This is a genomic window from Pontibacter litorisediminis (assembly GCF_029360645.1).
GTDB classification, from domain to species: domain Bacteria; phylum Bacteroidota; class Bacteroidia; order Cytophagales; family Hymenobacteraceae; genus Pontibacter; species Pontibacter litorisediminis.
On record NZ_JARDUA010000001.1, the window covers coordinates 1,066,558 to 1,080,477 of the forward strand.

A 13,920-nucleotide genomic window follows, 5' to 3' on the forward strand; every position below is an offset into this window, starting at 1 on the left:
AAATGCTTTTGCCTTTGCTTGCCTGGCTCACCGCTCCTCCACCCTACTGCCCCAGGGTTAGATCCTGATATTGCGCAGCACTTTCTTCTCTGCCTCGGTGCAATGGTCCTTGGTGAGCAGGAAATCGCGCATGGTGCGGGCAAACTCAGTAGACACTCCCGAATCCGGGTGCGCCTTCAGGCTGCGAATCATCACTTTCTTGTCACGCTCCAGGTTAGGGCTCAGGTTGAGGTAGCGGGGCACGTAATGCTCCACGGTAAACCTCAGGAAACGGATTTCCGGATGCTGCGGGTCTAGCGCCACGGCCTCTTCGAAAATTGCGGCAGCGGTTTTGATCTGCTTCAGCTTGCTGTAGGGGTTCCACACGTATTTGGCCATCACGGCCTCCGAAGCAGCTTTGTATGCCAGCACCACGGGCTCCCTTTCCTCGTACTGGGCCATTTTCTTGTTGAAGCGCTCAGCGGCATCCTTGTCCTTGCTTGCCTCCAGGTACTCTGCCCTCAGGCCAGAGAGGTTGTAGCGGGCACTGTTATCGGCCAGACCTACTTGTATTACAAAAAGTAAAAGTATAAACGGTAATCTTTTCAGCATTTAAATCGCATTAAAACGGTACTTGACGTAGGAACTAAGCAGCAACGCCAACTTAGTGTTATCAGGTACTCTTACGCGCTCCTTCAGGATGTGGGTTGCCGGCAGGCCCTGTATCTTGCGGAAAAGTTTGCGGTAATACACATAGGCCAGGTAAACCCCCATGCGTACCGAGCCTGGCAGCGCCATGATACCGGCGTATGCGTCCTCAAAATCCTTGAGGATATCCTGCTCGATCTCTGCCTTGCATTCGTTGCTGAACATGCGGAAGTCCACCTTCGGGAAATAAACGCGGCCACGGTCGTCGAAATCGCTTTTCATGTCGCGCAGGAAGTTAACTTTCTGAAAGGCCGCACCCAGGCTGCGCGCCGGCTTCTCCAGCCTGTTGAACATCTCCTCGTCGCCCTCGCAAAATACCTTCAGGCACATGAGCCCCACCACCTCCGCAGAACCATAGATGTACTCGTTGTAGAGCGCCCGGTCGTACACATGCTCCTCCAGGTCCATTTCCATGCTTTTCAGAAAGGCCTCGATGTATTCTTTGTTGATGCCATACTTGTTCACCACGCACTGGAAGGCGTGCAGCACCGGGTTCAGGCTCAGCTTCTGCTCTATGGCCTCGTAGGTTTGTTTCCTGAAATCGGCCAAAAGCTTGCGCTTGTCATGCTCGTGGAAAGTATCCACGATCTCATCGGCGCAGCGCACAAAACCATAGATGGCATAAATAGGCAGGTGGAACTTCTTGTCCATGGTTTTGATGCCTAGCGTGAAAGAGGTGCTGTAGGCCTGTGTAATCACTTTGCTGCACTGCATGCAGGTATCTTCGAAAAGCTGCTCCATACGCTGGTGAGGTTAGGATACTTAAATATTTACGGGAACCGGCGGTGAAAACTCCTTCTCAATCTCCTTCGCCACTACCTGCCCCGAAATAAGCGAGGGCGGCACGCCAGGCCCGGGCACGGTGAGCTGCCCGGTATAGTATAGGTTCTTGACTTTCCTGCTCTTCAGGCTTGGCTTCAGGATGGCTGTCTGCAGCAGCGTGTTGGCTAACCCATAGGCATTTCCTTTAAAAGCATTATAGTCTTGTATAAAGTCGCGGTGCGCATAGCTGCGCTTGTAGATGATGTGGCTTCGGATATCCTGCTTTGTCAGGCGTTCCAGGCGGTCCATCACCAGGTTGAAGTACTGCTCGCGCAGCTCCTCGGTATCCTGCAGGCCAGGCGCCACGGGTATAAGCACAAACAGGTTCTCGCAGCCCTCCGGCGCCACCCCCGGGTCGGTTACCGACGGGGCCGACACGTAAAACAGCGGTTTCTTAGGCCACTGCGGGTGCGTATAGATCTCCTGGGCATGCGGGCCAAAATCCTCGTCGAAAAACAGGTTGTGGTGCTGCAGGTTTTGCAGGCGCTTGTTCACGCCCAGGTAAAACAGCAACGATGAGGGCGCCATTACGCGCGACTCCCAGTAGCTGTCGGAGTAGCTCTGGCTGGCCTTCGGCAGCAGCTCCTTCTCCACATGATGGTAATCGGCGCTGGCCACCACGACTTCCGCCTCAAATAGCTCCTTGTCCGTCAGCACCTGCGTCACGCGCCCCTCCTGCACCTCCAGACGCTGCACGTCCTGGTCGTACAGGAACTTCACGCCCTTCTCCTCAGCCAGCCGCACCATCCCCTCCACAATCTTATACATGCCTCCCATTGGGTACCAGGTACCCAGGCTGATGTCGGCATAGTTCATCAGGCTGTACAGGGCCGGTGTGTTCTGCGGCAAGGCACCCAGGAAAAGGATCGGGAACTCCATCAGCTTGATGATTTTCTCATGCCGGAAGAAGCGGCGGATGTGCTTATGGAACGACTGAAACACATCCATGCGCAGCACATCCAGCAGCAGGCGCGGGCTCATGAACTCGGTAAGGGAGCGACCGGGCTTGTACACCAGTTGGTTGATGCCCACTTCATACTTGTAGGCCGCCTGCTCCAAAAACAAGTCCAGCTGCCTGGCACTGCCCGGCTCCATGCTCTCGAAGAGCGCCTGCAGCTCCGGCAGCCGGGCTGGAATATCCATAAAATCATCGGCACCGAAAACCACCGTGTAAGATGGGTCTAGCCGAATCAGGTCATAGTAATCAGAGGTGGACTTGCCGAAACGGTTAAAGTAAGCCTCAAACACATCAGGCATCCAGTACCAGCTGGGGCCCATGTCGAAGGTGAAACCCTCTGCCGTGAAGCTGCGCGCGCGCCCCCCGGGGCTGCTGTTCTTCTCCAGCACAGTCACCTCATAGCCTTTATCTGCCAACGTGGTGGCTGCAGAAAGGCCGGAGAAGCCTGATCCTATTACTATCACTCGTGCTGCAGCCATACGTTGTGCTAAGCGTCCTGTTTATAAACCTTAAGCACCTTCTTCAGCTCCTTGCGCGCAATGTGGATACGGTTCTTAACCGTACCGATCGGGATCTGCAGTTTCTCCGCGATCTCCAGGTACTTATAACCCACATAGTACATCATGAAAGGGGTGCGGTGCTCCTCGTTAAGGTTAGCTATTGCTTTGTTGATATCATTCATGACGAAAGTAGCCGTGCCTTTGTTCTGCGTCACGAAGTTCTCGTCGGTATTCAGGTACTGCAGGTATTCCGAACTGTCGATATTGCTGCTGCGCTTGGTTACCTTGTTATAGTTGTTGATGAAGGTGTTGCGCATGATTGTGTACAGCCACGCCTTCAGGTTGGTGCCTGCCTTAAATTTATCGCGGTTCGTCAGCGCTTTCAGCATGGTTTCCTGCACCAGGTCCTTGGCGTCGTCCAAGTCGCGGGTCAGGTTCATTGCGGCCGGCCGCAATGACTGCGCTACATTCTGTACGAGGGTATTAAATTCCAGAGCTGTCATTCTGTTTAAAGTTTTATGGTTGAACCATAAACAAATATACGACAGGATCAGGAATAAAAACAGATTTGTGTAAGTTATTTTAAAGTTGCCTTAAACAATTTCGACAAAAGAACCCCCACAACCTGTGTACGTACATAATCTCAGTGCAAACGACAAAGTGAGCTGTCGTGAAGGGCACAAAAAAATCCGGTCCGCCGCCCCTTATAAACGGAAGAGACAGCGGACCGGATTTAAAGCGGTGCAAAATTTTATTTTAATTTGGCAATCAGCTCTTTCATGCAGCTTAATCGCTCCACATTCTCGGGGAGCACAAGGAAGTCGTGCTGCACTTGGTAGCCATACACGTAAATGGTACAATCGGGGAAGCGCCTGGAAAGTTTGTTCAGGTAAGCCTGCACCTGCTCCCGCTCCGGTACTGAGGTAAGCACCGTGCAGAGGTACCGGGCCTTAAACTGCTCATACGTCAGCTCCAGGTCCTTAAACGGAAGGTGCTGGCCCAAGTACACCACCCGCTGGTTATACGCCCGCAGGATGTAGTTCATGTACAGGAGCGCCAGTTCGTGCAGTTCGCCTTCGGGCAGGTACAGCACATACACCGGGTCCTCCTCTTTCCAGCGAGCGTTTTGCCCGTCTATGGCCACCAGCAGTTTCTGCCGGATCAGGTTACTCACAAAGTGCTCGTGCGCCGGCGTGATGTTGCCGGTCTGCCATAGAATACCGATCTTATTGAGGAACGGGTAAATTACCTCCTGCATCGTTTCCTGGAACCCCAGCTGCAGGGCCGCCTTAGAGACCACGCGCTCGAACTTATACTCGTCCATGTCTACCATAGCCGAAACCAGTTCGCTTACGAGCTGCGCCCCTGCGCAGGGCTGGTCGCACAGCTGCTGCACTGTCTCTAGAATCTGCTCTTTATCCATCTGCGCGATCTTGGATATTTTGTACCCCCGCTCGTTGAGCAGCGAAATATTCAGCAGCGACTTGAGGTCTGCGTCATCGTAGTAGCGGATGTTCGTCTCAGTGCGCTTTGGATTCAGGATACCGTAGCGCTGCTCCCATATGCGTATGGTGTGCGCCTTGATGCCTGACAGATGTTCGAGTTCTTTAATAGTGTACTGAGCCACGTTTCTCCTGTTCCTGTTTCTTTACAATAGTATAAGCCAACCTGAAATACCGCGGCGCCACCCACAGCATTCCAAAAGACTCGGCTCCATGCTTGCCCTGCTCCTTGTGGTGCACCTTGTGCGCCATGTTTAAGGCTTTCAGGTAAATGTTAGACGTTTTACCGAAAAACCTGATCCGTCTGTGGATGAACACATCATGGATCAGAAAGTAAGCCACGCCGTAAAGGGTGATACCTGCCCCAATCCAGAACCTGTAGTCTATTGGGTCGGTGCCGAAGATAAAAAAAAGCATCGCCAGCACGCCGTAGTAGGCAAAAAACAGGTCATTTAGTTCAAAGGCGTGGTTATGGGGCCTGTGGTGCGACTTGTGCAGAAACCAGAGGAACCCGTGCAGCACGTACTTGTGCATGAGCCAGGCCACACCCTCCATTGCCACAAAAGTCAGAAGCATGATACCGATGCCTGTTAGCATACCCACAAAACAGCAAGTTTAAGGAATAGTTTAAAATATTAAACAGGAGTTTACCACTTAATGGGCTCTTTGCTCAGAAAAGCGGCAATGCCGCGCTGGCAATCCTCGCTGCCCCGGGCCACGGCGTTCATCTCGGCGGCGTACTGCAGCCCTTCCTCCAGCGTCATGCCCTGCACGCGGGCAATCATCTCCTTGGTCACCTCCATGCTCTGCCTGGAGTTCTCGGTGCACAGCTTTTGGGCAAAGGCAAACACACGCTCCTCCAGTTCCTCCACCGGCACCACATAATTCACCAGGCCATACTTCTCCGCCTCGTCCGCAGAGATCAGGTCGCCGGTCAGCAGCAGTTGCTTGGCCCTGGCCTCCCCGATCTTGCGCAGCAGGAACACTTTTACAATGGCAGGAATAAAGCCGATTTTCACCTCGGTGTAGCCAAACTTTGCCTCGGGCACGGTAAAGCCGAAGTCGCAGATAGCGGCCAGGCCGCAGCCGCCCGCTATGGCGTGGCCGTGCACCTGGGCAATCACTACCTTCTTCAAAGTATAAATCATCCGGAAGAGCTCCATCAGGTGTGTGGAGTCGAGCAGGTTCTCGTGGTAATCGTTCTCCTGCAGGCGCTGGATATACTCCAGGTCGGCGCCGGCGCAAAACACCTTGCCTTCGGCGCGCAGCACGACCACCTTGCAGGTGTCATCCTCCTCGGCCATGCCAAAGGCGCGCTTCAGCTCGGTTACCACTTCAAAGTTAAGGGCGTTTCGTTTCTCGGCACGGGCCAGTGTAATGTAGCCAACCCGGTCTTTCACCTCATAGTGCACAAACTCCATGGTCAGGCTCTCGGCCGTATTTGTCAGATCAGTCATGATTAGGTTTTTTATAGGTAAATAAGGGTGTCGTGCTCCAATATACGGAACAACGGCGTCAACGCTGCGCAAATTAAGCGGCAGCGCACATTTGCTTCGCTACAAGTATAAAATTTCTGCGGAGGCTTCCAAGCCCTGTTGCGCAGCTCAAACTGCCAACCTTCTAAAAGTATAAACGTTTATAAAATAAATTTGCTAACGAACGTTAGGTTGTATATTTTTGTTAAAAAAGTATGGAAGCAGTATTGAGCAGAAAAGAGCAAATCGAGCAAACGGCCACCTCCCTCTTTAAAACAAAGGGTTACTCTGCCACCTCGATGCGCGATCTGGCCAATGCGCTGGGCATAGAGGCTGCCAGCATTTACTCGCACATCAAGTCTAAGGAAGAGATTTTGCAGCGGGTGTGCTTTAGGATGGCCCAGGAGTTTTTTGAGGCCATTGACGCTGCCGAGGCCGCCGAAGGCCCGGCCACCGCCAGGCTGAAACGCGCCATTGCCGCCCACGTGCAGGTGCTGACGCAGAACACAGCAGCATCGGCGGTTTTCCTGCATGAGTGGCGCCACCTGAGCGAGCCGATGCTTGGTACCTATCTGTCGCTGCGCGACAAGTACGAGGCGCGCTTCCGCAGCATCATCCGTGCGGGAGTAGCGAACGGCGAGTTTGCCGTGCCTGATGAGAAGTTTGCTGTGCTGACCATACTTTCCGGGCTTAACTGGATCCATACCTGGTACAAACCAGAGGGGAAAATGGCACCGGCTGAGATTGCCGAGAACCTTTCGGAGATGCTACTTAACGGCCTGCGCACCAACAACCAGGCTACACAGGATACTTACTCTCACCTTAACACAATCTAAACTGTCTAACCGCCAGGCTGGTAACGCAGCCTGGCACCTTTTACTGAACCTTAAAACTATAAATACTATGTACGGAGGAGGAAACGTTTTTGAGGCTACCAAGTTTGATGACCTGCAGGCAGAGGACCCTGCCAAGCTGGCCGAGTTCGAGGCGCGCATCGCCCGTGGCGAGAAGATAGAGCCGAACGATTGGATGCCGGAGCTGTACCGTAAGCAGCTCATCCGCATGATCGAGCAGCATGCCCACTCTGAGATTATAGGCGCCCTGCCAGAAGGCACCTGGATTACGCGCGCCCCTGGCTTCCGCCGCAAAATGGCGCAGATGGCCAAAGTGCAGGACGAAGTGGGGCACGCACAGCTGCTGTACTCCGCCGCCGAAACTCTGGGCAAATCGCGCGAGCAAATGCTGACCGACCTGATCAACGGCAAGTCCAAGTACTCTAACGTGTTCAACTACCCGGCCTTCACCTGGGCAGACTCCAACATTATTTCCTGGCTGATTGACGCGGGTGCGATCGTGAACCAGATGGCCAACGCCAAGGGCTCTTACGGACCATACTCCCGCGCCCTGGAGCGTATCTGCGCCGAGGAGGCCTTTCACCTGAAGTATGGCCACGACGCCGTGGTGCACATGGCGACAGGCTCACCGAAGCAGCGCGAAATGATTCAGGCGGCCCTGAACCGCTGGTGGCCGCCGATCATGACCTTCTTCGGCCCTTCTGACAAAATGAGCACGCACACCGAAACGCTGATGCGCTGGAAAGTGAAAATGGCCTCTAACGATGAGTGCCGCCAGCAGTTCCTGGACATGTACGTGCCGAAGATTTGGGAGCTTGGCCTGACGGTGCCGGACCCGAAATTGAGGAAGAATCAGGAAACCGGCCAGTGGGAATACACCGAGCCGGATTGGGATGAGTTTAAGCGCGTAATCAACGGCGACGGCCCTTGCAACGCCGAGCGTCTGGCCGTGCGCCGCACCGCCGAAGAGCGCGGTGCCTGGGTGCGCAGAGCCCTGCTCAACCCGAAAGCAAAGTACGTGAAGCCGCTTGCTTAACGGCAAATTAAAAATTAGAAATTATGAATTAGAAATTGATTTGGGTTAAAGTTTGATTCTTACACCCATTTCTAATTTCTAATCTTTAATTCATAATTAAGAAACTATGAGCCTGAAATCCCTTGACCCGAGAGTAACCCGACTGAACTTACCGGAAGGCGAGGTTCCTGCCATGGAGCCGAAGCCGGAGCTGGATCAGTTTGAAACATATGAAGCCTTCCACCAGAAGAAGGAAGGCGCGGCCCATACGTACGTAGGGCCGGTGCACGCCCCTAACGAGGATGTAGCTTTCTTGTTTGCTAAAGAGCAGTATAGCCGCCGCTTCCCTTGTGTTGGCCTCTGGATCGTGCGTACCGAAAACATCCAGGTAACGCCGTATGGCAACGACAGTGAGAACGTATACGACATGCTGCGTGTAGAAGAGCCAGCTGAACGGAGCGAGCAACCGGAGCCTTATGAGATCTTCCACCTGAAGAAGCGCGGAAAAGCGCACACGCATGCGGGCCGGGTGATGGCCACGTCATACCTGGAAGCCCTGCAGGAAGCGAAGCAGCAATTCGGTGAGAAAGGCCCTATCGTGAACGTGTGGGTGGTAAAATCGAAGGATGTGCTGCAGTCTGCGGAGGAAGACAAGGACATGTGGAACACCATACCTGAGAAAAAATACCGCGAAGCTATTGCCTACAAGGTAATGGACAAGATCACGAAGTATAAAGAAGAGAATAAACCAACAACTGCCCCATAATGAACGAGCTAGCGATTAAAGACCTGTTATACAAACTGGCTGACGACCAGCTTATACTTGGCCACCGCAACTCTGAGTGGACGGGCTTCGGACCGATACTGGAAGAGGATATTGCTTTCTCGTCTATGGCACAGGACAAGATTGGCCATAGCCTGGCCTTTTATACGTTGCTGCAGGAGCTGGGCGAGGCAGATCCAGACACCGTGGCCTTTACCCGCAACGCCAATCAGTTCCACAACAGCCAATTGGTAGAGTTGCCTAACGGAGAATACGACTTCAGCTTGATCCGTCACTTCCTGTACGACAACGCCGAGATCATCCGCTTTGAGATGCTGGCACAGTCGAGTTACGAGCCAATAGCCAAAGTGGCCACGAAGCTGAAAGGCGAAGTGAAATACCACGTGCTGCATGCCAATACCTGGATCAAGAACCTGGGCACCTCTACCGAGGAAGCCATCCTACGCCTGCAGGCTTCCCTGAACGAGGCGCTGCCTTATGCCTTAGGCATGTTTGAGCAGTCGAAGTATGAGCAGGAGCTGATTGGTGCCGGTGTATACGGTGGCGAGGAGGCCGTGAAAGCCGAGTGGCTGAAGCGCATTCAGGCAGTGCTGGAGAAAACAGACCTAAAGCTGCCCGATTTAGAAAGTATAGATCCAAAACTTGGTGGCCGCTACGGCACACATACCGAGCACCTGCAGCCGCTGCTGGATGAGATGGCCGAGGTGTTTAAGATTGACCCGACGGCTGAGTGGTAGTTTTAACGTAGCACGACACACGTATCACGTAGCACGATCTTTATGCTTGCGATAGAGTCTACGGTGATAAAAGAAAATCTTGTTACATGCTACGTGATACTTGATACGACAAGATGAGCTTATCCAAAGAACACATACTGACCCTGCTAGAGGAGGTGAAAGACCCTGAGATACCGGTGCTCTCGCTGGTGGACCTTGGGGTGATTACGGGTGTGGAGGTAGCTGAAGATGGGCACGTTACCGTGAACATGACGCCTACCTTCGCCGGTTGCCCTGCCATGGACTACATGAAAAAAGATGTGGAGCGCACGCTGGACAAACACGGCATCAGCAAGCACACGGTGAATATGACCTTTGACAAGCCCTGGGACAGCAACAAGCTCAGCGAGAAAGGCCGCCAACACCTAAAGGAGTTTGGCCTGGCACCGCCTCCCAAGTATGATGTCATCCTGGACCTCGATATACTAGAGCACGTAAAGTGTCCTTACTGCGACAGTGAGAACACCACGCTCAGAACACCGTTTGGCCCAACCCTCTGCCGCTCCATGCACTACTGCAACGATTGCCGCCAGATGTTTGAGCAGTTCAAGCCACTGTAAAGTATAAACCGGAAGCGCCAGCTAAGTATAGCTGGCGCTTCCGGTTTATACTTTACAGCTAGCCCACTTCTACTGCAGGTACATTCCGCAGCCTTTAAAGCTGATTCCCTTTGCATTTACCCGCACCAAATACGGGGAAACCTTTCCGGACATAGTGTCCTCGCATGGTTGCTCCATAATCTCTACCTGCAGCTCCCCCTCCTCGGTTGTGGCGCGGTACACGGTCTTGTTCCCGCTCTGAAGAGGGTCCGGCACCGGGGTCTCTATACTTATACTTTCAGAAGGCAACGTTCTAAACGTCATGCTTTGCTCCAGGTCAATCTCCAGCGACCAGCCAGGCTCGTTGCCTGTGGCTACAAAGTCAATCCCTCTCCTGCGCTTTTCATTCCAAAGCGAGGGGTTGTCTTCTATCAGCGCGGTATCCCTTCTTAAAAGATACATGGGCGCTAACGCTGTGGTGATTGGCTTACCGTCCTGGTCCAGCATGTTCAGTTCCCCCGCCTGGGTCAGCTCAAAAAGCGTCGGCGTAGCCCCGTTTTCAGCAGCCTGCAGCTCCACCCGGCCCTCTTTCACGCCCCATGTGCCGGTGCGGGTAAAGGGCTGCACGTCGCGGTCCTGGTAAATCAGTGTTTCCTCAAACCGGTTGTCTGCACCAAGGCTTAGGTTGTAGTTTATGCCCGGGCAATCCGCACAGGGTATCACTCCGCGCCAGGTCCCGACAACAGCGGCAGGCGGTAGCATTTTGGGGACACCCACATCCACAGGCTCAGTGGGCACATCAGAAACAGGGGCTGTCGTACAACCGCTCAGCCAGAGGACCAACGCCCCGGCAAACAGAAAGCAACTTCTTTTGATCATGCTAAACATTACGCTCCTCAGCACAGGCAGTTGCTCAGAAGCCGGATCCCAACAAAAAGAGCCTTGTTGTCAAACAAGGCTCTTTCTAAATCAGGTATACTCTCGAAACTATAGCTGCGCCATCTCCGCCCGCACAAAGTCTACCAGGCTCTTGATATAGTCGGTGCTGAAATCGAATTTGATGCCAGCCGCCTCGTACACCTCGCCGATAGAAACCGTATAGCCCAAGCTTAGGGCGCGCTTGTAGGCAGCCAGGCCTTCGGCAGGGTTCTCCTTGTAATTCTTCCAAACGGCAACAGCTCCAAGTTGCGCCATGGCATACTCAATGTAGTAGAATGGCACTTCGTATATGTGCAGCTGCTTCTGCCACATAAACGGCTTATAATTCTCCAGTCCTTGCCAGCTCACCAATTTATGGTTGAAGGTCTCGAAAATGCGCAGCCATTCCTGGTGGCGCTGCTCCTGTGTCTGCTCCGGGTGCTCATAGATCCAATGCTGGAATTTATCCACGGTGGCTACCCACGGGAATGTTTCGAGCACGCTCTCCAGGTGCGTCTTCTTGGCACGGCGCAGCTCGTCCTCGTCTTCAAAGAAGGTGTCCCAGTAGTCCATCGAGATCAGTTCCATCGACATAGAAGCCAGCTCTGCCACCTCTGACGGCGGGTGCTTGAAGGAGTTAAGCCATAGGTCTCGGGTCAGGAAGGAATGCACGGCGTGGCCCCCCTCGTGCAGCATCGTGATCACATCGCGCAGGCTGGAAGTGGCGTTCATGAAGATAAACGGCACCCCGATCTCATCCAGCGGGTAGTTGTACCCGCCCGGCGCCTTTCCTTTTCTGGACTCCAGGTCCAGGTGCCCCATCTCCCGCATGGTGGCCAGGCAATCGCCCAGGTAGGTGTCCAGCTTGTAAAACACCTGCACCGTCTTCTCCAGCAGCTCATCGCCGGACTTGAAGGGCTCCAGCGGCTTTCTGCCGGTTGGGTCCACGTCCAGGTCCCAAGGGCGTAGTTCTTCCAGTCCCAGTTGCTGCTTGCGCTCCTCATCTATCTTGGTGAGCAGCGGCACAATGGTCTCTTCGATGGAAGTATGGAAGTCGAAACAGTCCTGCGGCGTATAGTCAAAACGGCCCATGGCGGCGAACATGTAGTCGCGGAAGTTTTCGAAATCGGCATTAACGGCAACCTGGTGGCGTAGCTTCAGCAAATCATCGAATAGGTTATCTAACTTCTCGCGATCCTGGTAACGGCGCTCCTGCACGGCTCTCCAGGCCTCCTCCCGAACGGTTCTATCCGTACGTTTCAGGCGGTCAGCGGCACGCTGCAGCGTCATCTCCTCCCCATCCAGCGTTACGGTCATGGCACCGGTCGTGGCGGCGTACTGTTGCTGCTTGGTGCTGATCTCCGTCTGCAGGGGAATGTTCTCTTCCCGGAAAATTTCCAACGCACGCTCCACGCCACGCAGGTAAATTTTATACTTTTCCTTGTCCAGCCCATTCACGTAGGGCGAGTGCATCAGCTTCAGGTTCAGCTCGTGATCCAGCGGCGCGATGTTGGGCTCTATCTCGGAGATGAAGTACTGGAATGCCTGCGTGGTTTCCTCGTTTTGGGTGTCGCAGGTCATGCGGATGTAGCGCCAGCCAAGGTCTTCAGAAAGCACGCTCTCCAGCTCACTGCGGTCTCGCATCCACTTCTCCAGCTCCTCCACACTGTTGATCTGGCGGGTTTTAAGCTCTTCAAAGTATGGCTTTATGGTTTCCCAGTTCTCCACCTTAAAGTCCTCCGACAGGTAAGCGCGGGGCATCCGTTCCGGAATCGTCAGGTTAGTTGTTTGTTGTATTGTCATTATAGCAATGTATATTTCAGAAGTACAATATAGGTGTTTCTTATGAAAGTACAAAAAAAAGAGCAGTGCCGCAAGAGTTTTCTTGCGGCACTGCTCTTGTATACGTTTTTTGCGGCTTATCCGATCTCGATGACCACGTTTGGCGTGAGCGGGTGCCCTACACAATTCAGGGTATAGCCCTCCTCCATTTCGGCATCAGACAGACCCTCGCGCTCATCCAGGTGCACCTTTCCGCTCAGGCACTTGCCGCGGCAGGCGGTGCATAGGCCAGCCTGGCAGGAGTAAGGCAGGTCAATATCCTGCTCCAGTGCCGCCTCCAGTATCGTTTGGTCCGGCTCCACTACAAAGCTGTACTCCGATCCCTCATAGATCACCGTCACGGTCTGGGTCGTGATTTCACCATCGTCTTCTGACGACAGCACGGCCCCGTGCTGCGCCTCCTGCTGCTGCTTATCCAGCAGTTTATTGCTTACAAAGCTCTCCCGGAAAATGCGATCCGCCGGCACGTGCAGCACGTCCAGCGCATGGCGCACCTCCTCCATCATCCCCTCCGGGCCGCACATAAAGTAAACGCCGTCGTTGATCTTGGCCAGTTGCAGGCGCTCCAGTATCTTGATGATCATGCTCTGGTTCATGCGGCCCCGATGGTCGCAGGCTTGGCGCGGCTGGCTGTAAATGTACTCCACGTGCAGGCGCTCCGGGTTCGCTGCCTCCAGTTGCTGCAGCTGCTCCATAAAGATCACAGAGTCTTCGTCGCGGTTGCCGTAAAGCAGCGTTACCTTGCTGTTTGGCTCCTCGTGCAGCACTGCCTTCAGGATGGACATAAGCGGGGTGATGCCGCTGCCCGCGCCGAAGAGCAGCACCTGCCGCTGGTTGGCGGGGGCACAGGTAAGGCAGAAGTTGCCGATCGGCTCCATCACCTTCACCTCTTGCCCCACCTGCAGGTTATCCAGCAGGTAGTTCGACATCAGGCCGCCTTCCACGCGCTTTACCGTCACCGACAGGCGCGGCGCCTCGTGCGGAGTGCTGCAAAGGGAGTAAGAACGGCGGATTTCCTTGCCATCAATCGTCAGGATCAGCGTCAGAAACTGCCCCGGCTTGTACTCTATCTTTTGTTTCTCAGGATGTTCAAAATGTATGGTAGCGGCGTCTGCCGTTTCGTGGGTAATGTCTACAACCTTTAGGTTAAGGTAAGGGCTACTCATGTTCTATATACTTTTGCTCTGATTCGTCTTGGTCTAAAACTGTGTTCGTGGCTGAAAGTTACGACAATCCCTCCTGTTCTAA

15 protein-coding genes are annotated in these 13,920 nt (G+C 53.9%); 5 read left to right on the plus strand and 10 right to left on the minus strand.

What is annotated here, in order from left to right:
- Positions 1-57 precede the first annotated feature (57 nt).
- The 7 genes from PXG97_RS04605 to PXG97_RS04635 form a co-directional block, all read right to left on the minus strand.
- A complete protein-coding gene (locus PXG97_RS04605; protein WP_276496542.1) occupies positions 58-591 on the minus strand; it encodes a tetratricopeptide repeat protein in 534 nt (177 codons plus the stop codon).
- On the minus strand, positions 592-1,428 hold the full coding sequence (locus tag PXG97_RS04610) for a phytoene/squalene synthase family protein (protein WP_276496543.1): 837 nt from the start codon (positions 1,426-1,428) through the stop codon (positions 592-594).
- Positions 1,429-1,449: 21 nt separating this feature from the next.
- Complete coding sequence (locus PXG97_RS04615) at positions 1,450-2,946, minus strand: phytoene desaturase family protein (RefSeq protein WP_276496544.1); 1,497 nt, start codon at positions 2,944-2,946, stop codon at positions 1,450-1,452.
- Between the two features lie 8 nt (positions 2,947-2,954).
- Positions 2,955-3,470 (minus strand): RNA polymerase sigma factor, encoded by a 516-nt coding sequence (locus PXG97_RS04620; RefSeq protein ID WP_276496545.1) that lies wholly within the window; start codon positions 3,468-3,470, stop codon positions 2,955-2,957.
- Positions 3,471-3,718: 248 nt separating this feature from the next.
- Positions 3,719-4,594, minus strand: coding sequence for a MerR family transcriptional regulator (locus PXG97_RS04625; protein WP_276496546.1), 876 nt, complete (start codon positions 4,592-4,594; stop codon positions 3,719-3,721).
- A complete protein-coding gene (locus PXG97_RS04630; protein ID WP_276496892.1) occupies positions 4,575-5,066 on the minus strand; it encodes a sterol desaturase family protein in 492 nt (163 codons plus the stop codon). The genes PXG97_RS04625 and PXG97_RS04630 overlap by 20 nt, the downstream gene beginning before the upstream one ends.
- Positions 5,067-5,116: 50 nt before the next feature.
- Positions 5,117-5,890 (minus strand): enoyl-CoA hydratase/isomerase family protein, encoded by a 774-nt coding sequence (locus PXG97_RS04635; protein ID WP_420851755.1) that lies wholly within the window; start codon positions 5,888-5,890, stop codon positions 5,117-5,119.
- 269 nt (positions 5,891-6,159) lie between these two features.
- Here PXG97_RS04635 and PXG97_RS04640 point away from each other — a divergent pair, with 269 nt between their 5' ends.
- From PXG97_RS04640 to paaD, 5 genes are all read left to right on the plus strand, one after another.
- On the plus strand, positions 6,160-6,780 hold the full coding sequence (locus tag PXG97_RS04640) for a TetR/AcrR family transcriptional regulator (protein ID WP_276496548.1): 621 nt from the start codon (positions 6,160-6,162) through the stop codon (positions 6,778-6,780).
- A 67-nt stretch (positions 6,781-6,847) separates the two neighbouring features.
- Positions 6,848-7,834, plus strand: coding sequence for a 1,2-phenylacetyl-CoA epoxidase subunit PaaA (paaA, locus tag PXG97_RS04645; protein WP_276496549.1), 987 nt, complete (start codon positions 6,848-6,850; stop codon positions 7,832-7,834).
- A gap of 106 nt (positions 7,835-7,940) precedes the next feature.
- Positions 7,941-8,579, plus strand: coding sequence for a phenylacetic acid degradation b (locus tag PXG97_RS04650; protein WP_276496550.1), 639 nt, complete (start codon positions 7,941-7,943; stop codon positions 8,577-8,579).
- A complete protein-coding gene (paaC, locus tag PXG97_RS04655; RefSeq protein WP_276496551.1) occupies positions 8,579-9,334 on the plus strand; it encodes a 1,2-phenylacetyl-CoA epoxidase subunit PaaC in 756 nt (251 codons plus the stop codon). Before PXG97_RS04650 ends, paaC begins: the two co-directional genes overlap by 1 nt.
- 113 nt (positions 9,335-9,447) lie before the next feature.
- Complete coding sequence (gene paaD / locus PXG97_RS04660; RefSeq protein ID WP_276496552.1) at positions 9,448-9,933, plus strand: 1,2-phenylacetyl-CoA epoxidase subunit PaaD; 486 nt, start codon at positions 9,448-9,450, stop codon at positions 9,931-9,933.
- A 69-nt stretch (positions 9,934-10,002) separates the two neighbouring features.
- Here the strand turns inward: paaD and PXG97_RS04665 are convergent, their stop codons facing one another.
- The 3 genes from PXG97_RS04665 to PXG97_RS04675 all read right to left on the minus strand — a co-directional run bounded on the left by PXG97_RS04665 (position 10,003) and on the right by PXG97_RS04675 (position 13,838).
- Complete coding sequence (locus tag PXG97_RS04665; protein WP_276496553.1) at positions 10,003-10,791, minus strand: copper resistance protein NlpE N-terminal domain-containing protein; 789 nt, start codon at positions 10,789-10,791, stop codon at positions 10,003-10,005.
- Positions 10,792-10,899: 108 nt separating this feature from the next.
- Positions 10,900-12,633 carry a M3 family oligoendopeptidase gene (locus PXG97_RS04670; RefSeq protein WP_276496554.1) on the minus strand — a complete coding sequence of 578 codons (1,734 nt, stop codon included), beginning with the start codon at positions 12,631-12,633 and terminating at the stop codon, positions 10,900-10,902.
- 116 nt (positions 12,634-12,749) lie between these two features.
- Positions 12,750-13,838 (minus strand): ferredoxin--NADP reductase, encoded by a 1,089-nt coding sequence (locus tag PXG97_RS04675; RefSeq protein WP_276496555.1) that lies wholly within the window; start codon positions 13,836-13,838, stop codon positions 12,750-12,752.
- Positions 13,839-13,920 lie beyond the last annotated feature (82 nt).

What these genes read in the sequence shown, in the direction of transcription:
- PXG97_RS04605 (WP_276496542.1), bottom strand. Translation starts at nt 591, where the DNA reads ATGCTGAAAAGATTACCGTTTATACTTTTACTTTTTGTAATACAAGTA.
- PXG97_RS04610 (WP_276496543.1), bottom strand. Translation starts at nt 1,428, where the DNA reads ATGGAGCAGCTTTTCGAAGATACCTGCATGCAGTGCAGCAAAGTGATT.
- PXG97_RS04615 (WP_276496544.1), bottom strand. Translation starts at nt 2,946, where the DNA reads ATGGCTGCAGCACGAGTGATAGTAATAGGATCAGGCTTCTCCGGCCTT.
- PXG97_RS04620 (WP_276496545.1), bottom strand. Translation starts at nt 3,470, where the DNA reads ATGACAGCTCTGGAATTTAATACCCTCGTACAGAATGTAGCGCAGTCA.
- PXG97_RS04630 (WP_276496892.1), bottom strand. Translation starts at nt 5,066, where the DNA reads ATGCTAACAGGCATCGGTATCATGCTTCTGACTTTTGTGGCAATGGAG.
- PXG97_RS04635 (WP_420851755.1), bottom strand. Translation starts at nt 5,890, where the DNA reads ATGGAGTTTGTGCACTATGAGGTGAAAGACCGGGTTGGCTACATTACA.
- PXG97_RS04640 (WP_276496548.1), top strand. Translation starts at nt 6,160, where the DNA reads ATGGAAGCAGTATTGAGCAGAAAAGAGCAAATCGAGCAAACGGCCACC.
- paaA (WP_276496549.1), top strand. Translation starts at nt 6,848, where the DNA reads ATGTACGGAGGAGGAAACGTTTTTGAGGCTACCAAGTTTGATGACCTG.
- PXG97_RS04650 (WP_276496550.1), top strand. Translation starts at nt 7,941, where the DNA reads ATGAGCCTGAAATCCCTTGACCCGAGAGTAACCCGACTGAACTTACCG.
- paaC (WP_276496551.1), top strand. Translation starts at nt 8,579, where the DNA reads ATGAACGAGCTAGCGATTAAAGACCTGTTATACAAACTGGCTGACGAC.
- paaD (WP_276496552.1), top strand. Translation starts at nt 9,448, where the DNA reads ATGAGCTTATCCAAAGAACACATACTGACCCTGCTAGAGGAGGTGAAA.
- PXG97_RS04665 (WP_276496553.1), bottom strand. Translation starts at nt 10,791, where the DNA reads ATGATCAAAAGAAGTTGCTTTCTGTTTGCCGGGGCGTTGGTCCTCTGG.
- PXG97_RS04670 (WP_276496554.1), bottom strand. Translation starts at nt 12,633, where the DNA reads ATGACAATACAACAAACAACTAACCTGACGATTCCGGAACGGATGCCC.
- PXG97_RS04675 (WP_276496555.1), bottom strand. Translation starts at nt 13,838, where the DNA reads ATGAGTAGCCCTTACCTTAACCTAAAGGTTGTAGACATTACCCACGAA.